The sequence below is a fragment of the Phenylobacterium sp. genome (assembly GCF_036501465.1).
GTDB lineage: Bacteria > Pseudomonadota > Alphaproteobacteria > Caulobacterales > Caulobacteraceae > Phenylobacterium.
Genome location: NZ_DASYAF010000149.1, coordinates 1 through 17,953 on the forward strand (window position 1 = coordinate 1; position 17,953 = coordinate 17,953).

Annotated in this window: 17 protein-coding genes; 8 read left to right on the forward strand and 9 right to left on the reverse strand. The window is 69.9% G+C overall.

The window, feature by feature from the left end; translation table 11 throughout:
• Positions 1–357, forward strand: a 357-nt coding sequence (locus tag VGL85_RS16620) for a hypothetical protein (protein ID WP_331590095.1), incomplete at its 5' end; no start/stop codon positions are given.
• Between the two features lie 192 nt (positions 358–549).
• Here VGL85_RS16620 and VGL85_RS16625 read toward each other — a convergent pair.
• Complete coding sequence (locus VGL85_RS16625; RefSeq protein ID WP_331590096.1) at positions 550–1,620, reverse strand: hypothetical protein; 1,071 nt, start codon at positions 1,618–1,620, stop codon at positions 550–552.
• A gap of 88 nt (positions 1,621–1,708) precedes the next feature.
• On the opposite strand from VGL85_RS16625, the gene VGL85_RS16630 reads away from it, so the two are divergent.
• On the forward strand, positions 1,709–2,281 hold the full coding sequence (locus VGL85_RS16630) for a TetR/AcrR family transcriptional regulator C-terminal domain-containing protein (RefSeq protein ID WP_331590097.1): 573 nt from the start codon (positions 1,709–1,711) through the stop codon (positions 2,279–2,281).
• Here the strand turns inward: VGL85_RS16630 and VGL85_RS16635 are convergent.
• The 3 genes from VGL85_RS16635 to VGL85_RS16645 are packed head-to-tail and all read right to left on the reverse strand — an operon-like array spanning position 2,278 to position 4,658.
• Entirely contained in the window at positions 2,278–2,709 is a 432-nt protein-coding gene (locus tag VGL85_RS16635; protein ID WP_331590098.1) for a hypothetical protein, read from the reverse strand. The genes VGL85_RS16630 and VGL85_RS16635 overlap by 4 nt on opposite strands.
• Positions 2,710–2,762: 53 nt before the next feature.
• Positions 2,763–3,242, reverse strand: a complete 480-nt coding sequence (gene greA, locus VGL85_RS16640; RefSeq protein ID WP_331590099.1) for a transcription elongation factor GreA — start codon at positions 3,240–3,242, stop codon at positions 2,763–2,765.
• Positions 3,243–3,251: 9 nt separating this feature from the next.
• Positions 3,252–4,658 (reverse strand): cytochrome P450, encoded by a 1,407-nt coding sequence (locus VGL85_RS16645; RefSeq protein WP_331590100.1) that lies wholly within the window; start codon positions 4,656–4,658, stop codon positions 3,252–3,254.
• 69 nt (positions 4,659–4,727) lie between these two features.
• Between VGL85_RS16645 and VGL85_RS16650 the strand changes: the two genes are divergently transcribed.
• Positions 4,728–5,336: a TetR/AcrR family transcriptional regulator gene (locus VGL85_RS16650; RefSeq protein WP_331590101.1), complete on the forward strand. Its 609-nt coding sequence runs from the start codon at positions 4,728–4,730 to the stop codon at positions 5,334–5,336.
• 69 nt (positions 5,337–5,405) lie between these two features.
• Complete coding sequence (locus VGL85_RS16655) at positions 5,406–6,911, forward strand: amidase (RefSeq protein WP_331590102.1); 1,506 nt, start codon at positions 5,406–5,408, stop codon at positions 6,909–6,911.
• A gap of 9 nt (positions 6,912–6,920) precedes the next feature.
• On the opposite strand, the gene VGL85_RS16660 is transcribed toward VGL85_RS16655, so the two are convergent.
• Both VGL85_RS16660 and VGL85_RS16665 read right to left on the reverse strand, forming a co-directional pair.
• A complete protein-coding gene (locus tag VGL85_RS16660; protein ID WP_331590103.1) occupies positions 6,921–8,006 on the reverse strand; it encodes an acyl-CoA dehydrogenase family protein in 1,086 nt (361 codons plus the stop codon).
• Between the two features lie 3 nt (positions 8,007–8,009).
• On the reverse strand, positions 8,010–9,188 hold the full coding sequence (locus tag VGL85_RS16665) for an acyl-CoA dehydrogenase family protein (RefSeq protein WP_331590104.1): 1,179 nt from the start codon (positions 9,186–9,188) through the stop codon (positions 8,010–8,012).
• Between the two features lie 81 nt (positions 9,189–9,269).
• On the opposite strand from VGL85_RS16665, the gene VGL85_RS16670 reads away from it, so the two are divergent.
• The 3 genes from VGL85_RS16670 to VGL85_RS16680 all read left to right on the forward strand — a co-directional run bounded on the left by VGL85_RS16670 (position 9,270) and on the right by VGL85_RS16680 (position 14,738).
• Entirely contained in the window at positions 9,270–10,616 is a 1,347-nt protein-coding gene (locus VGL85_RS16670) for a sorbosone dehydrogenase family protein (RefSeq protein ID WP_331590105.1), read from the forward strand.
• A gap of 87 nt (positions 10,617–10,703) precedes the next feature.
• Complete coding sequence (locus VGL85_RS16675) at positions 10,704–13,109, forward strand: penicillin acylase family protein (RefSeq protein WP_331590106.1); 2,406 nt, start codon at positions 10,704–10,706, stop codon at positions 13,107–13,109.
• A 162-nt stretch (positions 13,110–13,271) separates the two neighbouring features.
• Positions 13,272–14,738, forward strand: coding sequence for a tetratricopeptide repeat protein (locus VGL85_RS16680; protein WP_331590107.1), 1,467 nt, complete (start codon positions 13,272–13,274; stop codon positions 14,736–14,738).
• Between the two features lie 6 nt (positions 14,739–14,744).
• Here the strand turns inward: VGL85_RS16680 and VGL85_RS16685 are convergent, their stop codons facing one another.
• Positions 14,745–15,437 carry an SDR family NAD(P)-dependent oxidoreductase gene (locus VGL85_RS16685; RefSeq protein ID WP_331590108.1) on the reverse strand — a complete coding sequence of 231 codons (693 nt, stop codon included), beginning with the start codon at positions 15,435–15,437 and terminating at the stop codon, positions 14,745–14,747.
• Positions 15,438–15,568: 131 nt separating this feature from the next.
• Positions 15,569–16,750: an acetyl-CoA C-acetyltransferase gene (locus VGL85_RS16690; protein ID WP_331590109.1), complete on the reverse strand. Its 1,182-nt coding sequence runs from the start codon at positions 16,748–16,750 to the stop codon at positions 15,569–15,571.
• A 135-nt stretch (positions 16,751–16,885) separates the two neighbouring features.
• On the opposite strand from VGL85_RS16690, the gene VGL85_RS16695 reads away from it, so the two are divergent.
• Positions 16,886–17,449: a class I SAM-dependent methyltransferase gene (locus VGL85_RS16695; protein WP_331590111.1), complete on the forward strand. Its 564-nt coding sequence runs from the start codon at positions 16,886–16,888 to the stop codon at positions 17,447–17,449.
• Here VGL85_RS16695 and VGL85_RS16700 read toward each other — a convergent pair.
• On the reverse strand, positions 17,446–17,943 hold the full coding sequence (locus VGL85_RS16700) for a GAF domain-containing protein (protein WP_331590112.1): 498 nt from the start codon (positions 17,941–17,943) through the stop codon (positions 17,446–17,448). The genes VGL85_RS16695 and VGL85_RS16700 overlap by 4 nt on opposite strands.
• Positions 17,944–17,953 lie beyond the last annotated feature (10 nt).

Here is a 17,953-nt window from a genome sequence, read left to right on the forward strand (position 1 = left end):
CAGGCCCCGGCCCAGTTGGTCGTCTCCGACAAAGGGCCGGGCGCCGTGAAGACCAAGCTGCCCGACCCGATCATCGAGGAGGCGCGGGTGCTGGAAGCCTCGGCCCAGGCGATCGCCAAGGCCGCGCTGGCCAAGTTGAAGGCGCAGCACAAGACCAATCCCGACGCCGACGAGGAACAGGCCGAGCTGGAGAAGGGCCAGAAGGACTTCACCGCCGCGTCCAAGGAGATCTACGGCGACACCGGCATGCCCAGCAGCGGCTCTTCGGCGCCCGACAGCTCCGCCGGCTACGCCTCAGACGGCGCCGCTGCGCCGGCCGCCGCGCCCGCCCCGCCGCTGGTCTCGATCCAGGCCTAGGCTGAATACTCAATCAGAGGGTTGATTTTATTATCTTGCGTCATGGCCGGGCTTGTCCCGGCCACCCATACGCGCTGATCGCGCAGACCTAGGCGCAGCGTCGACATAGCCACCCCACCTGCAACCAGCGGTATTCATGGATGGCCGGGACAGGCCCGGCCATGACGGCTGAAAAATGATTGAGCATTCAGCCTAGGACTTCGCCCCGCTGATCTTGCCGCCCGGCGCGCTCACCATCAGCTTGACGATCGCCTCGGTGACATGCGGCTCCAGGCCTTCGGTGTGGCCCTTGTCGAGCCGTTCCACATCGGCCACCACGCGACCGCCCTTGCACTTGGGATAGATCCAGACGTGTGCCGTCCCCGGCCGCGCCTTCATGCCCCAGACCTTATAGCCCTGGCGCGCGTAGTCCCAGACGTAGCCCGGCTGCTCGTCGACCACGTCCTTCTCTTCCACCCGCGGCGCACAGCCGAACTCGTCGGCCAGGGGCGAGGTCGAAGGCAGGCTGACGATCTCATGCTCGCCGGTTTCGAAGATGTGGCTGAACTGGCAGGCCGGCAGGTTGGCGCCGCCCAGCAGGCCGCCGCCGGCGCCGGCCGGCCGCGGATCGGGCGGGCTGCCGTCGGCCTTCGGCGGGCCGAAGCGCGGATTGATCTCGGCGCGGCCGACCCGGCCGCCGGACAGGCTCAGGAGGCCGTCCACCTTGTCCTTGAAGAAGTCGGAGCAGACGATCCGGTGCGACGTCGCCCCGCCCTGGCTGTGGCCGGCCAGCCAGAAGGACTTGATGTTCTTGGCGCCGAAGGCGTCGACCACCTCGGTGGTGACGTTCTGCAGGAAGGCGTCGTCCTCGGCCGGGACCCAGACCCGCACGCCGGGCTGGCCCGCGACGCGGCTCGGCGAGGTCGCCGCGGTCGGCGTCGCCACCACCAGCTTGTATTTGTCCTTGTAGTCGAAGGCCGGGAAGTAGTGGCGCTGCCACTGGCCGATCGAGCCGGCGCCGTGGATGTTCAGGATGAACACCACCTTGTCGCCCGGCTTCAGGTCGCAGGGATAGTCCAGCCAGTACTTGCGCCCGGTCTTCGGATCGACCGCCGTTCCGGGATCGCCCAGCACCGCCTGGCAGGCCTCGCCCGAGCAGTGCTCCGGCGGCGGGCTCTTGCAGGCCACGCCCAGATAGTCCTTGGCGCTCGCCGCGCTGGCGGCGGCGAGACCTGCGACGGCCGCGATCCCGGCGGCCAAGATCAGTCCGAATCTGCGCTGCATTGTTGTCCCTCCCGGCCGCGTCCATCCTGACGCCTAGGCTGGCGAACCCTAGCAGTGCTAGACAAGGCTGGCGAGTAGGAGAGTCCCGATGGCGCTGGAGCGCCGCCAGATCGTCGAACGCGCGCTCGCCCTGCTGGACGAGGTCGGGATGGACGGGCTGTCGACCCGCAGGCTGGCCGCCGAATTGGGCGTGAAGGGCCCCTCGCTCTACTGGCACTTCCGCAACATGCGCGAGCTGTTCAACCACATGGCCGAGGCGCTGCTGGAGACCGCGCTTCCCGCGCCCGGGGCGTTCCCGCATGACTGGCAGGCCTGGCTGGCGGACGGCGCCCGAGGCATCCGCCGCGCGGCGCTGTCGCACCGCGACGGCGCGCGGTTGCTGGCGGGATCGGTCCCCACCGGCCAGAGCCTGATCCTCGACTTCGAGGCCATGCGCGGGCGGCTGGAGGCCGAGGGCTTCCGCCGCGGCGAGGCGCACGCCGCCCTGATGGTGCTGGGCCGCTACGCCATGGGCTGGGCGCTCTACGAGCAGCTCACGCCCACCTTGCCGCCCTATTCCGACAAGAGCTTTGAATACGGCCTGCAGGCGATGATCCAGGGCATCGCGGACAAGACGCCGGCGGCGAGCCGGCCCCGCGCCGAGCAGCTGCGGCCGGCCTAGAAGGCGAAGCTGAGTTTCGCGCCCACGAAACGGCCGTGCGGATCGACGCCATAGGCCGCCGCGCCGCCGGTGTCGCCGCCGCCCTGCTGGCGGCCGCAGAGGAAGCCGGCCGAAGCCGTGAGGCCGCTCTCGCTCTTGCCGAAATGGCGATCGACCGAGGTCTTGGCGAACACCGCGTCGCTCAGCGGATCCACCACCAGCTTGGGCCGCGCCTGCGGGGCGAGCGGATCGGCGATGTCGGGCGTCGGCTTGGCCGGCGCACCCGCCAGGGTCACCGGCGCTTGCGGAGCCTGGCCCGTGAAGCCCGGCAGGCTGAGATCGAGCCGGGGCGCTGTCTCGGCGCGCGCCGCGCCGGCCATGCCTACCGCGACGCTGGCCGCCAGGAACAGGGCGCCGGCGATCATCATCGGGCGGAACGGATGGTCCATGCGGCGTCTCCCCGGCTGATACTAACCTATTCGGTCCGCGAGCGGCGCCGGTTTCAGCGGACGCCGACGATCTCCACCTCGGCCCCGTTCACGACCGCCACATCGCCCAGGCGCTTGCCCAGCAGGCCGCGGGCCAGGGGCGAGACGTAGGAGACGCTGCCGTGGGTGGGGTCGGCCTCGTCCTCGCCGGTGATGCGGAAGATCTGATTGCGGCCGTCCTCGCGCTCGATCTCCACGGTGCGGCCGAACTGCACCCTGCCCGCTTCCGGCTCAGGCTCGGTGAGCTGGGCGCTTGCGCGGCGCGCGGACCAGTAGCGAAGGTCGCGGGTGGCCCGCGCCATGGCGGTGCGGTCGGCGGAAACCCCGCCTTCGACCTGGGCGGCGGCATAGGCGGCCCGCGCTTCGGCCAGGGCGTCCTCGATGGCGGCCAGGCCGCTGGCGGTCACCAGGTTCGCGTGCGGCGAGATCGGCCGGTCCGGCAGATCGGCGGCGCGGGACTCGTAGTCCTCCTCGCGGGTGAAGGCGACGGCCATCCCACAGAGTTAGGCGCCCGTGCTCCGATGCGCCAGCGTCATCTTCAACCCGCCGATGGGCGCCAGCGTGATCCGCGCCCTAAGTTTCACGTCCTGCGGCCGGTCCATGCTGAGGCTGACCTTCTGGGCCAGGGCCGCCAGGATCAGGGTCGCTTCGGTCATGGCGAAGTTGGCGCCGATACAGACCCTGGGCCCGCCGCCGAACGGCATATAGGCGAACCTGGGCCGCCCCTCGCTGCGCTCGGCCGAGAAGCGGTCGGGATCGAAGGTCTCCGGCTGGTCCCAATAGGCGCGATGGCGGTGCATCACCCAGGAGGAGATGAGGATCTGGTCGCCCTTCTTCACGGGATAGCCGCAGATTTCGTCGGGCCCCGCCGCGACCCGGCCGGTCACCGCCGGCGCCGGCGGATAGAGGCGCATCGCCTCCTCGACCACGCGGCGCGTGTAGACCAGCTTCGGCAGGTCGTCGGCCGTGGGCGCGCCGCCGCCCAGCACCGCGTCCAGCTCGGCGTGCAGCTTCGCCGCCTGCACCGGATGCGCCGACAACAGGTAGAAGGTGAAGGTCATGGCCACGGCCGTGGTCTCGTGGCCGGCCTCGAAGATGGTGATCACCTCGTCACGGATCTCCTGCGCCGACAGGCCGGAACCGTCGTCCGGATCGCGGGCGGCCAGCAGGCGGGTGAGCAGGTCGTTGGGCGCACGCTCGAGGTTCGCCCGGCGCGTCTCGATCATCCGGTAGATGGCGCCGTCCATGGCGCTGAAATCGGCCTGGATGCGCGCCTTCTTGGCCTTCATCCGCATCGGACCGATCACCGGCAGGATGTCGAGGATCGAGAAGTCCAGGGCGTCGCTGGTGAAACCCAGCGCCGTGCCGGCCAGGCCGATCAGCTCCTCCGCATCGTCTGAGAACATGGTCTGGCAGATGATCCGCAGCGTCAGCGCTTTCATCGCCTCGGCCACGTCGATCTCCGTACCGTCGGGCAGCTGCGCCCAGCGTTGGGCGTAGGCCTTGGCTTCGGCGGCCATGACGGGCGCATAGGCCGCCACGCTGCGCGGGTCGAAGGCGCCGGCCATGATCTTGCGGTGGCGCTTCCACTTCTCGGGCGCCGCGCTCAGCAGGCCCTCGCCGAACATGGCGGTGAAGAATTCGTCGGAGAGCTTCTCCTTCGGATAGTTGGCGACGTTGTCCAGCAGCACCCGGCGGATGCCGTCGGGATCATGCACGAACAGCAGCGGCGCCCGCCCCTTCCGATGGATCGGCTGCTCGAACACCACCCGCGGCAGCAGTTCGAAGACGTTGCCCTTCGAGGCGGCCAGCTGGGCGAAAACCGACGACGCCTTCTCCGGCGGCGGGTCCAGGCCCACGAGGCGCGCCGGCGGCGGAGCCTCGGCAGTCATTTGAGCGGTCGCGGACATCAGGCGTCTCTCTAGGTTTGCCCAAGAATATACTATAAGTATTTTCTACTGACGGTATATTCTCTGAATATGACCGATGCAAGCGCTGATTCAGATGCGGGCAAGCCGGGCGGCAAGCGGGAGCGCACCCGCGCCGCCCTGATCGCCGCCACCCTGGAGGTGGTGACCGAGCGGGGTTTCGCCGGCGCCAGCCTGGACGAGATCGCCGCCCGCGCGGGCATGACCAAGGGGGCGATCTATTCGAACTTCGGCGGCAAGGGCGACCTGATGCTGGCGGCCATGGTCTCCAAGGACCTGAGCGTGCCCGGGCCCACCGACCCCACCGCCCCGCTCGTGGACCAGTTCCGCGAGATCGGCCATCAGCTCGTCGCCATGCTGGACCGGGCTCTGGGCGACGCGGCCCTCCAGACCGAATTCCAGCTCTACGCCCTGACCGACCCTGACATGCGGCGCGCCCTGGCCGACCTCTACGCCCGGTCCTTCGACGGCAGCGCCGGCTTCCTGGCCCAGGCGCGCGACCTGCGGCCGGACTTCCCGCCGCGTGACCTGGCCATCGCCCTGCAGGCCGTGATGATGGGCTTCTTCGTGCAGTCGTTCCTGAGCCCCGACGAGATCAGCGAGGCCGTGATGGTCGAGGCCCTCGTCGCTTTGGCCAAGGGCGCCAGCATCCAAAACTGAAGCTCGGAGCCTCTCCATTGCAGAACCGGGCCGATGCATTCCAAGCTCGGCCCAGATGCGGAGGCGACCTTGACCGAGATCACCCGACGCGCGCTCGCAGCCGCGCCCTTGGCGCTCGCCGCCGCGCCCGCGCTCGCCGCGCCGAAGCCCGCGCCGCCGGCCGCTCCGGTCGCGCCGCCCTCGCCCTGGCCGGACGCCACCGGCCTGGCCGCCGCCATCAAGCGCGGCGACCTGTCGGCCGCGGAGGCGGTGGAGACTGCGATCCGCCGCTGCGAAGCCCTGCAAGGCACGCTGAACTTCATCGTCAATTCGGACTTCGACCGGGCGCTCAGCAAGGCCAAGGCCGGACCCACGGGCCCGTTCGCCGGGGTGCCGTTCCTCATCAAGGACCTGGTCGACTACCGGGGCCTGCCGACCCGCGCTGGCTCGCAATCGACCCGCCCATTGCCCCCGGCGACCGTGCAGGCCCCCAACTGCGACGCCTTCGACCGCGCCGGCCTGATCGTGCTCGGCAAGTCGGCGACGCCGGAAGGCGGCCTCCTGCCGAGCACGGAGCCGGTCGCCACCGGCCTGACGCACAATCCCTGGGACCTGACCCGCTCTCCCGGCGGCTCCTCAGGCGGCTCGTCGGTCGCGGTGGCGGCGGGCATCGTGCCGGCGGCCCACGCCACCGACGGCGGCGGCTCGATCCGTATCCCAGCCAGCCACTGCGGCCTGTTCGGGCTGAAGCCCTCGCGCGGCCGGGTGGACGACTTCGAGGGCAAGACCGGCATTACCGCCTTCGGTGTCGAGCACGTGGTGACCCGCAGCGTGCGCGACAGCGCCGCCCTGCTGGCCCTGACCGAGGACCACAAGCCCGACGCCAACTATCCGCCGGTGGGCCTGGTGAGCGGCCCGAATCCGAAGCGCCTGCGGATCGGCGTCATGCTGGCCAACGGCATGGGCCATTCGCCGACACCCGACGTGGTCGCCGCCACCGACCATGCGGCCAAGCTGGTCGCGAGCCTCGGCCACCACGTGGACTACGTCCGCCTGCCCTATGACGGCCGGCAGTTCATCGACGACTTCCTGCTGTTCTGGGCCAGCGGCGCCGCCCGCAGCGCCCAGAACGTGGCCAAGGCCTATGGCCGCAAGCCCGACGACACCCTGATGGAGCCCTTCACCCTGGGGCTGGTGGAGATGGCGGCCCGCGCCAAGCCACAGGATCTGGCCCAGGTCCTCAAGCGGCTGGAGGGCGACGTCGCGGCCTACGATACCTGGTTCGCCGCCTATCAGTTCGACGTGGTGCTCTCGCCGGTGCTCTCGTCCGGGCCGCCGAAGCTGGGCGAGATCGGCCCGCTGGTTCCCTTCGACACCCTGGTGGCGCGGCTGGTCGAGTATGTGGGCTACACGCCCATCCACAATCTCGCCGGCGCGCCGGCGATGAGCGTCCCGCTCTACTGGACAAGCGAAGGCCTGCCGATCGGGACCATGTTCGCCGCCCGCGCCGGCCAGGAGCGGATGCTGTTCGAACTGGCCTACGAACTGGAAGCCGCGTCTCCCTGGGCGCATCGCATCCCGCCGGTGCATGTCTAGGCAGCGCCCTCAAGCGGCGGACAGCCCCTGCATCCGCGCCGCCAGCTCGCGCACTCGTTCGGGGCCACCCAGCAGCTGGCGGTTCAGGCCCAGGCGCTTGAACCAGAAGTGCAGGCCGAGCAGGTCGGTGATGCCCATGCCGCCGTGCACCTCGGTGGCCGTGCGGGCCACAAAGCGGCCGACCTCGCTGGTCAGCGCCTTGGCGTGGGCGGCCATCAGCGAGGCCTCGGCCGGGGCGGCGTCGAAGGCGTAGGCCGCGTACCAGACCAGCGAGCGGCACGGCTCCAGCTCCGCCGCCATTTCGGCGCACAGGTGCTTCACCGCCTGGAACGAGCCGATCACCCGGTCGAACTGGCGGCGCTCCTTGGCGTAGGCCACCGCCTTGTCGAGCATCACCTGAGCCGCCCCCAGGCTGTCGGCCGCCACCAGCACCCAGCCGGCGTCGCGCAGGGCCGTTAGCAATTCCGGCCCGCCGCTCAGCGGTTCCGCTTCCACGCCGTCGAAGTCCAGCTCGGCCAGCCGCCGCGTCTCGTCGATCCCGGGCATCAGATGGCGTCTCAGCCCCGCCGCATCACCACGCACCAGGTGCAGGCCGCCTTCGGTGTCGGCGACGATCAGCAGGCCCGCCGCCATCCCGCCCGGCACGAACAGTCCCTTGCCGGCGAGTTTCCCGTTCGACGCCCTTATCCCAGCCCCGTCGCGCGCGCCGGCCACGCCTTCGGAGATCACCGCGGCCGCCATCACCTGCCCGGCCGCCAGCTTCGGCAGCCACTCGGCCTGCTGCTCGGCCGTTCCGCCGCGCAACAGGGCGATCGGCGCCAGCACCACGCCCATGAACGGCACGGGCGACACCGCCGCGCCCAGGGCTTCCGACGCCAGGGCGGCGTCCAGCAGGCCGAGGCCCAGGCCGCCATGCTCCTCCGGCACGCAGATCCCGGCCAGGCCGAACTCCACCAGCGCCTGCCAGACGTCGCCGCCCTTGTCGCTGAGGTCGCCGGCGAATTTCCGCACGCGGTCCAGCGACGAGGCTTCGGCGAGCGTGCGGACCAGGCTCTCCTGCATCAGGCGCTGGTCCTGGGTGAGGGCGAAATCCATCGCCTACGCCGCCGCCGGCTTGGGTTCGCGCGGCATGCCCAGGCCGCGCTCGGAGATGATGTTCTTCTGGATCTGGGCGGTGCCGCCGCCGATGATCAGGCCGAGATCGAACATGTAGCTGCGCTGCCAGCCGCCCTTGGCGCGCAGGTGCGGCCCGTCGGTGTAGAGCACGCCGAGCTCGCCCAGGGCGTCGATCGCCAGGGCCGCGATCTGGTGGTTCAGCTCACAGCCCTGCAGCTTGACGATCAGCCCGGCGATCCCCGCCGGCTCTCCGGTAAGCTGTGAGGTCAGCAGCCGAAGCCCGTTGAATTTCATGGCGAACACCCGGCCCTGCAACTGCATCAGCCGGTCGCGGAAGATGGGATTGTCGACGATCCGCTGGCCGTCCACGGTCTCGGTGGTCATCAGATGGACCAGGCTGTTCAGCCGCGCCTCGGCGGCGTTGGGGTCGCCCAGCATGCCGCGCTCGTGCTTAAGCGTGGTGTTGGCCACGAACCAGCCGCGCCCACGTCCGCCCACCACCTGATCCTGCGGCACCCGCACGTCGGTGAAGAACACCTCGTTGAACTCCGAGGCGCCGGTCATGGTCTTCAGCGGCCGCACTTCGATCCCCGGCGTGTCCATCGGGATCAGCACGTAAGAGATGCCTTCGTGCTTGGCGGCCTGCGGCTCCGTGCGGACCAGACAGAACATCATCTGGGCCAGGTGCGCCGTACTCGTCCAGATCTTCGACCCGGAGATTATGAAGTCTTTTCCATCTTCTACGGCCTTTGTTTGAAGGTTCGCGAGATCGGAGCCGGCGCCCGGTTCGGAGTAGCCCTGGCACCAGATGATGTCGCCGTTCAGCGTGGGCTCGATCCAGCGGGCCTTCTGCTCTTCCGAGCCCACTTCGAGCAGGGTCGGCACCAGCATGGAGATGCCCTGGCCGGCCATGCCGCGCGGGGCCGCGGCGGCGATGAACTCCTCGGCGATGATCCGCGACTTCAGGATGTCGGGCTCCGCGCCATAGCCGCCGTACGCCTTGGGAATGGTGCGCGCCGCGTAGCCGTTGGCGATCAGCAGCTTCTGCCAGGCTTTCAGGTCCTTGGCGGCGCCGGCCTCGAACTCGGCCTTGTGGGCGGCGAGGAAGCCCCTCACTTCGCCCCGGAACGCCGCCATTTCGGCCGTTTCGCTCAGGTCCATCGTCACACTCCCTGCCGCCAGCTTGGACGCCTTTCGCGGCGGCACGCAACACGGGTTATGGTGCCGCCAGGGAGACAGATCATGACCCGAGCCGCCCTCACCGCGACCGCCGGCCTGCTGGCCGCGCTCGGCCTTAGCGCCTGCATTCCCAAGGGCTCGGCGGACCATTGGGCCGGCTACGGCCCGAACCCGCCGCTGCCGGCGCCGCAGCACGCGATCATCCCCACGGTCGGTATCCCCAAGGTGGTGGGCTGGCCGGAAGGCGTGACGCCCAAGGCCCCGCCCGGCTTCACCGTCGTCCGCTACGCCGACGGTCTCGATCACCCGCGCTGGCTCTACGTCCTGCCGAACGGCGACGTGCTGGTCTCGGAGTCGTCGTCGGAGCCCAGCGCGGCCGATAAGACCAATCAGGGGATCAAGGGCTGGTTCCAGAAGCACCTGATGAAGAGCGTCGGGTCCTCCAAGCCCAGCCCCAACAAGATCTTCCTGTTGCGCGACGCCGACGGCGACGGGATCGCCGAGAGCCGCATGCTGTTCGCCCAGGGGCTGAAGCAGCCGTTCGGCATGACCCTGGTCGGCAATACGCTCTACGTCGCCAACAGCGACGGAGTGGTGAGCTTCCCCTACGCCGATGGCCAGACCAGCGCGAGCGGCGCCGGGCAGAAGGTGTTCGACCTGCCCGGCGGGCCGATCAACCACCACTGGACCAAGAACGTCGTCGCCAGCCCCGACAAGACCAAGCTCTACGCCACCGTCGGCTCCAACTCGAACGTCGGCGAGAACGGCATGGAGAACGAGACCGGCCGCGCGGCGATCTGGGAATACGACCTCGCCACCGGCAAGACCCGCATCTTCGCCAGCGGCATCCGCAATCCCAACGGCATCGACTTCGAGCCCGTCACCCACGTCATGTGGACGGTCTCCAACGAGCGCGACGAGATCGGCAACGACCTGCCGCCCGACTTCCTCACCAGCGTCAGGGACGGCGGCTTCTATGGCTGGCCCTACAGCTACTACGGGCCGCACGTGGACGATCGGATCAAGCCCGCGCGGCCGGACCTGGTGGCCAAGGCCATCGCGCCGGACTTCGGCCTGGGCGCGCACACCGCCTCGCTGGGCCTGACCTTCTACACCGGCGCGGCCTTTCCGATGGCCTACCGCGGCGGGGCGTTCATCGGGCAGCATGGCTCGTGGAACAGGAAGCCGCTGAACGGCTACCAGGTGGTGTTCATCCCCTTCGCGAACGGGCGGCCGCAGAACGCGCCGCAGGCCTTCCTGACCGGCTTCCTGGACAAGAACGACAAGATCCAGGGCCGCCCGGTCGGCGTCGCCGTCGACCGCACCGGCGCCCTGCTGGTCGCCGACGACGTGGGCGGCGTCGTCTGGCGGGTGACCCCGACGCCGGCGGGGGCCAAGGCCACGAAGTAGCACAGACCGGGAGGCGGCCAAGGCCGCGTGGACGAAAGCCGCGATCTGTCGTCAACTCCTCGCGGACACGGGCTGGGGAGCGGCGGAATGGGCAGGATCGGCATGGGCGTTTCGAGCGTCGTGGCGGCCATGGCCCTCGCAGGCGCGGCCACGGCGCAATCGACCGCGGTCAAGCACGAGGCCTGGAGCGTCTCGGGGCTCACCGCGCCGGCCAGGATGGTGGTCGACCACTGGGGAATCCCGCACATCTTCGCGGCTAACACCCACGACGCCTTCTTCCTCCAAGGCTACAACGCCGCGCGCGACCGGCTCTGGCAGATCGACCTGTGGCGCAAGCGGGGCCTGGGTCGCCTGTCCGCCAGTTTCGGCCCCGCCTATGTGGCCCAGGACCGGGCTGCGCGGCTCTTCCTCTACCGCGGCGACATGGCCGCCGAATGGGCGGCCTACGATCCGCAGTCGCGCCAGGCGGTGGAGGCGTTCGCGGCCGGGGTGAACGCCTATGTGGGCGAGGTGAAGGCCGGCAAGCGGCCGCTGCCCGTGGAGTTCAAGCTCACCGCCAGCCAGCCGGAAACCTGGGCGGCGGAAGACATCCTGCGGATCCGCAGCCACGCCCTGGTCTCCAACGTCACCTCGGAGGTCGCCCGCGCCCAGGTGGCCTGCAAGGGCGGGCTCGCCGCCGACGCCCTGCGCCGCAAGCTCGAGCCGCCGCATGAGACCGTGGTTCCGAAGGGCCTCGACCCCTGCATCGTGCCGGCCGACGTGCTGAAGGACTATCTGCTCGCCACCGAGGCCGTGAACTTCGAGGTGCTGGCGACCGGCGGGCGCCAGGCGCAGGCCGCGCCGCCCAAGCCGCCCCAGGTCCAGCTCGCCGAGGCCATGGAGGCCTATCAGGCCGAGGGCTCCAACAACTGGGTGATCGCGCCCTCGCGCACCGCGACCGGCCGCCCGATCCTGGCCAACGATCCGCACCGGACCGTGACCGTGCCCTCGCTGCGCTACATCGTCCACCTGAACGCGCCGGACCTGGACATCATCGGCGCGGGCGAGCCGGCGCTGCCCGGCGTCTCCTTCGGCCACAACGGCCAGGTCGCCTGGGGCCTGACTATCTTCTACATCGATCAGGAGGACCTCTACGTCTACGACACCCCAAACTCCGGCAAGGATGGGGGCGACGCCTATCGCTACAAGGGCAAGCTGGAGCCCATGAAGGTGGTCCACGAGTCCATCGCGGTGAAGGGCGAGGCGCCGCGCGAGGTGACCCTGAAGTTCACCCGCCACGGCCCGGTGATCGACGAAATACCCGGCCACGCCTTCGCCATGAAGACCGTCTGGGCCGAGCCGGGCGCCAGCGGCTATTTCGGCTCCTCGCGCCTGTGGCGGGCGAAGTCCTGGGCAGACTTCAAGGCCGGCCAGGAGCACTGGGGCGTGCCGCCGCTGAACCTGGTCTTCGCCGACGCCTCGGGCGACATCGGCTGGTCGGCGGCGGGCCTGACGCCGATCCGGCCCAACTGGGACGGGCTGATGCCGGTGCCGGGCGACGGCCGCTACGAGTGGGCGGGCCTGCGCCCCGAGGCCGAGCTGCCCAACCTCCACAACCCGGCCGAGGGCTTCTTCGCCACCGCCAACGAGATGAACCTGCCGCCCGGCGACAAGGCGCCCACCAGCTACGAATGGGCCGACCGCTCGCGGATCACCCGGATCAAGGAGGTGCTGGCCGGCCAGCCCAAGGCGACCATCGCCGACTCCATGGCCCTGCAGACCGACGCGCATGACACCCTGTCGCGCCGCACCATCGCGCTCCTGAAACCGCTCGCCTCACCCGACCCACAGGTCGCCCGGGCGCTGGCGCTGCTGAAGGCCTGGGACAACGACGAGACCACCGGCAGCACGGCGGCCGCCATCTACCAGGTCTGGGTGGCCAGCCACCTGGGCCATACGGTGGTGCAGGCGCAGACGCCCGAGGCCGCGCGCAGCCTGGTGGGCTCCGGCTCCCTCGACGCGGTGGTGACCTGGCTGGAGTCGCCGCAGGCGGCTGGCAAGCGCGACACCCTTCTGCTGGAGAGCCTCACCGCCGCGGTGCGCGACCTGGAGCGCGGCCTCGGCCCCGACATGGCGACCTGGAGCTGGGGCCGGCTGCATCACGCCGACTTCACGCCGGCCGCCGGCGTCCTGGCCGACCGCCAGCTCGCCCGGCAGATGGAGACCGGCCCGCTGGAGGTTCCGGGCTCCGCCTCGACCCCGCGCGCGGCCACCTATCGCCCGAGCGACTTCACCCAGACGGCCGGCGCATCGGTCCGGCTGGTGATGGACGTCGGCGCCTGGGACAATTCGGTGGCCATGAACACGCCGGGCCAGTCGGGCGACCCGTTCAACGTCCACTACCGCGACCTCTTCCCGCTGTGGGCCTCCGGGGCCTACGTCCCGCTCGATTTCAGTCGCGCCGCCATCGACCGCGACGCCGAGCTGGTCGTCAGCCTGACGCCCGCGCGGTGACGACCCTGCGCTCCTATGCCCCGTCGATCCTGGCCTGCGCCGCTGGACTTCCGCCGTGCGCCGGTAGACCGTAGGCGCGGGCTTTTTGGGGTGAAGCCGAACGTAGCGGACGTACGCCGGCCGCTTCCCCGGAGCTCGCGGAAGCCTAACCGGACAGGTCCGATGAGCCGTCGAATCCCCGTCGCCGTTGTCGCCACGAGCCTGAGCCTGCTTGCCGCCTCAGCCTTCGCCCAGGCTATGCAGGTCGCCTCGCCGCCCACCGAGGGCGGCGGCAACGCCGAGCGGGCCATGTGCGGTTCGGGCGGCTCCGACCGGGCCATCGCGGCCTGCCTGCGGCTCCTGCTGAACCCCGGTCTCAGCGACGACCAGCGGGCGGTGGCCCTGCGGAATGTCGGCTTCTACGACCAGGTGCGCGGCGACCTCGAGCACGCCATCGCCAACTACACCGCGGCGATCAACCTGGGGGCCGGGCCGATGGGCGGGCCGCAGGCGCTGGCCAAGACCTATGGCAATCGCGGCCAGGCGTTCGCCAGCCTGGGCGACGACGAGCACGCCATGGCCGACTACAACGCCGCCATCAAGCTCGACCCGAAGCTGAGCTCCGCCTACCTGAACCGGGCCGCGCTTTCCGCCCAGCACGGAAACCGCCAGCAGGCCCTGGCCGATCTCGACCTCGCCGCCAGCCTCGACCCGAAGGACGCCGCCAGCCTGGTGACCCGCGGCGCGCTCTACGCCCGCGGGGGCGACAACACCCGCGCGGTCCGCGACTTCACCGCCGCCATCGCGTTGGAGCCCACCGACGCCGTCGCCTGGCGCAACCGCGCCATCGCCTATCGCGCTCAGGGCGAAGAGGAAAAGGCCAAGGCCGACGACGCCGAGGCCGAGCGGCTGAACCCCCGTGGCGCGATCGACCACGAGGCCAAGGCCCGCCAGGCCCAGGCCAGCGGCCACGACGCCGAGGCCGTGGCGGAGTTCGACAGGGCCATCCAGGCCAACCCGATGAACGCCGGCCTGCTGAAGGCCCGGGGCGACAGCCACCTCTATCAGGGCGAATGGGACCTCGCGATCGCCGACTATTCGCGGGCCATCGCGCTGAACCCGGATTTCGGCGAGGCCTTCGTCAACCGCGGCGTGGCTTACATCTCGAAGGCCGACTGGCCCCGGGCCGGCGCGGACCTCGACCGGGCGATCGCGCTCAAGCCCGACGACGCCGTCGCCCTGTTGAACAGGGGCCAGACCTTCATCGCCCGGGGCGAGCACGCCAAGGCGGTCCATGATTTCGACAACCTGATCCGCGTCGCCCCGGCGCGCGAAGAGGCCTGGCGCGACCGCGGCTTCGCACGCCATGCCCTGGGCGACGACGCCGGTTCGGCGACGGACTACGCCAAGGCCATCGCCATGGACCCGAGCGACCAGGAGGCCTGGCGCGGCCGTGGCCTGGCCAGGATCGGGCTCGGCAAGCCGGACGACGCCATCGCCGACCTCACCCAGGCGATCGCCATGAACGCCAAGGACGGCATGGCCTATCATTTCCGCTCCCAGGCCTGGGCAGCCAAGAAGGACCTCGCCCGCGCCCAGCAGGACGACGCCATGGCGGTCCGGCTGGAGCCGAAGCTGGCGAAGCGCTGAGCCGGCCTAGACCCGACCGGTCACCGGGATCAGGGCGCCGGTCACGCCGCTGGCCTGTTCGGAGGCCAGGAACAGCATCACCGCCGCCAGCTCCGCCGGCCGCACCCAGGCGGTGAAATCGGCCTTGGGCATGTCGGCCCGGTTGGCCGGGGTGTCGATGATCGAGGGCAGCACGGCGTTGACCGTCACCCCGTCGGCCTTCAGCTCCTCGGCCAGGGCCTGGGTCAGGCTGTGAACGCCGGCCTTGGACGCCGCATAGGCGCCCATGCCCGCCGAGGCCTTCAGCGCCGCGTTGGCGCCGACGCTGACGATCCGCCCGGCCGCGGAGCGCTTCAGGTGCGGGATGGCCGCGCGGCAGGCGTTGGCCGCCGTCTGGACGTTGAGCCGGAACATCTTGCTCCAGGTCTCCGAGGCGCCGCCCTCGTGCTTCTCCCAGGCGAAGCCGCCGGCGATGTTCAACAGAGCGTCGATCCCGCCGAACGAAGTCGCGATTTGATCTATCGCCCGCGTCGCGGCATCTGGATCGGTGAGGTCGACGCCTCCCAGGGCGACCGACGTCATCACACCCTTCGGAAGATTGTCTGGATCAGCCTCAGCGAAGTCGATCAGGCCAAGGTTGATGCCTTGTACAGCCGCCGCTTGCGCGACCGCCGAGCCCAAGGCGCCGGACGCGCCGGTGATGACGAGGACGCGCGACATCCAACTTCTCCGACCGTCATGGCCGGGCTTGTCCCGGCCATCCATAGACCCGGGCGCCGCCGGCGTTCATCCGGAAGCCTTGGCGCGTATGGATCCCCGGGACAAGCCCGGGGATGACGATCAGGAGAGGATCAGAGCCGCTCGACGATGGTCACGTTGGCCAGGCCGCCGCCTTCGCACATGGTCTGCAGGCCCCAGGTCTTGCCCCTCGCCTTCAGCGCATGCAGCAGGGTGGTCATCAGCTTGGTGCCCGAGGCGCCCAGCGGGTGGCCCAGCGCGATGGCCCCGCCGTTGACGTTCATCTTGGCCGGATCCGCGCCCGTGGTCTTCAGCCAGGCCACCGGCACCGAGGCGAAGGCCTCGTTGACTTCGAACAGGTCGATGTCGTCGATCGACATGCCGGCCTTCTTCAGCGCCCGCTCGGTGGCCGGCAGCGGGGCTTCCAGCATGATCACCGGGTCGTGGCCGATGAGCGTCAGGTTGTGGATGCGGGCCATCGGCGTCAGGCCGTGCTCCTTCAGCGCCTTTTCCGAGACGATCATCACGCCCGAAGCGCCGTCGCAGATCTGGCTGGAGGTGGCCGCGGTGATGAAGCCGCCTTCGCGCAGCAGCTTCACGCCCTTGATGGCGTCAAGGCTGGAGTCGTAGCGGATGCCCTCGTCGCTGTCGTGGCGGACCTTGGAGCCTTCGTCGCCCTTGCCGTCCTTGCCGTCGATGGCGACGATCTCGTCCTTGAAGGCGCCGCCCTGCGTCGCGGCGATGGCGCGCTGGTGACTGCTGTAGGCGAACTCGTCCAGCTGGTCCTTCGTCAGGCCGTACTTCTGGGCCATCATCTCGGCGCCCATGAACTGGCTGAACTGGATGTTCGGATAGCGCTTCTGCTGGGCCGGGCTCATCGGGTTGCCGAAGCCTTCCTTGGCCGGCAGGGCCACCGACAGGCCCATGGGCACGCGGGTCATGCTCTCGACGCCCGAGGCGATCACCACGTCCATGGTGCCGCTCATCACCGCCTGGGCGGCGAAGTGCAGGGCCTGCTGGGACGAGCCGCACTGGCGGTCGACGCTGGTGGCCGGCACGCTTTCCGGCAGCTTGGAGGACAGCACGGCGCCGCGCGCGACGTTGGTGGCCTGCTCGCCCACCTGCATGACGCAGCCCATGACCACGTCCTCGATCACCGCCGGATCGATGCCGGTGCGCTCGACCAGGTCGTTCAGCACCACCCCGCCAAGGTCGGCCGGATGCCATTCGCGCAGTCGTCCGCCCTTGCGCCCGCCGGCGGTCCGCGTCGCGGCTACGATATAGGCTTCGGCCATGGCCGTGCTCCCTCTGTAAGTTCCTGGCGTCCTATAGGCGCGTCAAAACGACTGTATGAAGGCGCCGCAGCGTAAGACAAGCGTGTTGACGTTAACGGCAACCGACGCCCTGGGGCGTGGCGAAAGGCGGACGCGATGAAGCTCAACCTCGGCTGCGGCTTCGACAAGCGCGAGGGTTGGCTGAACCTCGACAAGTTCGCGGCCTGCGAGCCGGACCGGCTGCTCGACATCGAGGCCACGCCTTGGGACCTGCCGGCGAACGGCTTCGATCATGTCCTGATGAAGCATGTGCTGGAGCATGTCGGCGCGGAGTTCGCGGTCTTCGCCGCGGTGATGGGCGAGCTCTACCGCATCCTGGAGCCGGGCGGCCTGCTGGAGATCCATGTGCCGCATGTGCGCCACGACAGTTTCTGGGCGGACCCGACCCACGTGCGCGCCTTCACGCCGCTGACCTTCCAGATGATGTCCAAGGCCCGGAACCGCCAATGGATGGCGGCGGGCGAGAACTACACCATGCTGGCCTTCGTCATGGAGGTGGACTTCGAAATCGAGAGCGTCTCGCAGCATTACGAGGCCGGCTGGGCCGAGCGGGTCCGCAATGGCGAGCTCACCATCGAGACGCTACGCGACATCGCCAACGCCCAGTGGAACGTGGCGCAGGAACTCCAGGTGCGCCTGCGCGCGGTGAAGGAAACCTAGGCCGCGAAGGTGTCCTGCAGGATGCGCTCCAGCCACTGGGCGTCGGTGTCGTCGAAGGCCGCGGGAACCTCGGCGTCCACGTCGAAGACCGCCAGCAGGCGGCCGTCCGCGTCGACCACCGGGACGACGATCTCGCTCTTCGATCGGCTGTCGCAGGCGATGTGGCCGGGGAAGGCTTCGATGTCGGCGACGATCTGGGTCTTGCGCTCGCGCGCCGCGGTCCCACAGACGCCGCGGCCGAAGGCGATGCGCAGGCAGCCCAGCGTGCCCTGGTAGGGGCCGACCACCAGCTCCTCGCGCTTGTCCGGATCGACCACGTAGAACCCTGTCCAGAAGTAGGTCTCGAAGGTGGCGGCCAGCATCGAGGCCACCGTCGCCATGCGGGCGGTGAGGTTGGGCTCGCCGGCCAGCACCGCGGCGATCTCCTCAGCCACCGCGGCGTAGCGCTGGGCCTTTTCCGCGGGCAGGACCTTGTCGTTGAAAGCTTCGGCCATGGAAGGACCA

Coding starts and splice junctions, on each gene's coding strand:
- VGL85_RS16660 (WP_331590103.1), bottom strand. CDS start 8,006: ATGGATTTCGCCCTCACCCAGGACCAGCGCCTGATGCAGGAGAGCCTG.
- VGL85_RS16685 (WP_331590108.1), bottom strand. CDS start 15,437: ATGTCGCGCGTCCTCGTCATCACCGGCGCGTCCGGCGCCTTGGGCTCG.
- VGL85_RS16650 (WP_331590101.1), top strand. CDS start 4,728: ATGACCGATGCAAGCGCTGATTCAGATGCGGGCAAGCCGGGCGGCAAG.
- greA (WP_331590099.1), bottom strand. CDS start 3,242: ATGGCCGTCGCCTTCACCCGCGAGGAGGACTACGAGTCCCGCGCCGCC.
- VGL85_RS16700 (WP_331590112.1), bottom strand. CDS start 17,943: ATGGCCGAAGCTTTCAACGACAAGGTCCTGCCCGCGGAAAAGGCCCAG.
- VGL85_RS16635 (WP_331590098.1), bottom strand. CDS start 2,709: ATGGACCATCCGTTCCGCCCGATGATGATCGCCGGCGCCCTGTTCCTG.
- VGL85_RS16690 (WP_331590109.1), bottom strand. CDS start 16,750: ATGGCCGAAGCCTATATCGTAGCCGCGACGCGGACCGCCGGCGGGCGC.
- VGL85_RS16675 (WP_331590106.1), top strand. CDS start 10,704: ATGGGCAGGATCGGCATGGGCGTTTCGAGCGTCGTGGCGGCCATGGCC.
- VGL85_RS16665 (WP_331590104.1), bottom strand. CDS start 9,188: ATGGACCTGAGCGAAACGGCCGAAATGGCGGCGTTCCGGGGCGAAGTG.
- VGL85_RS16680 (WP_331590107.1), top strand. CDS start 13,272: ATGAGCCGTCGAATCCCCGTCGCCGTTGTCGCCACGAGCCTGAGCCTG.
- VGL85_RS16645 (WP_331590100.1), bottom strand. CDS start 4,658: ATGTCCGCGACCGCTCAAATGACTGCCGAGGCTCCGCCGCCGGCGCGC.
- VGL85_RS16670 (WP_331590105.1), top strand. CDS start 9,270: ATGACCCGAGCCGCCCTCACCGCGACCGCCGGCCTGCTGGCCGCGCTC.
- VGL85_RS16630 (WP_331590097.1), top strand. CDS start 1,709: ATGGCGCTGGAGCGCCGCCAGATCGTCGAACGCGCGCTCGCCCTGCTG.
- VGL85_RS16695 (WP_331590111.1), top strand. CDS start 16,886: ATGAAGCTCAACCTCGGCTGCGGCTTCGACAAGCGCGAGGGTTGGCTG.
- VGL85_RS16625 (WP_331590096.1), bottom strand. CDS start 1,620: ATGCAGCGCAGATTCGGACTGATCTTGGCCGCCGGGATCGCGGCCGTC.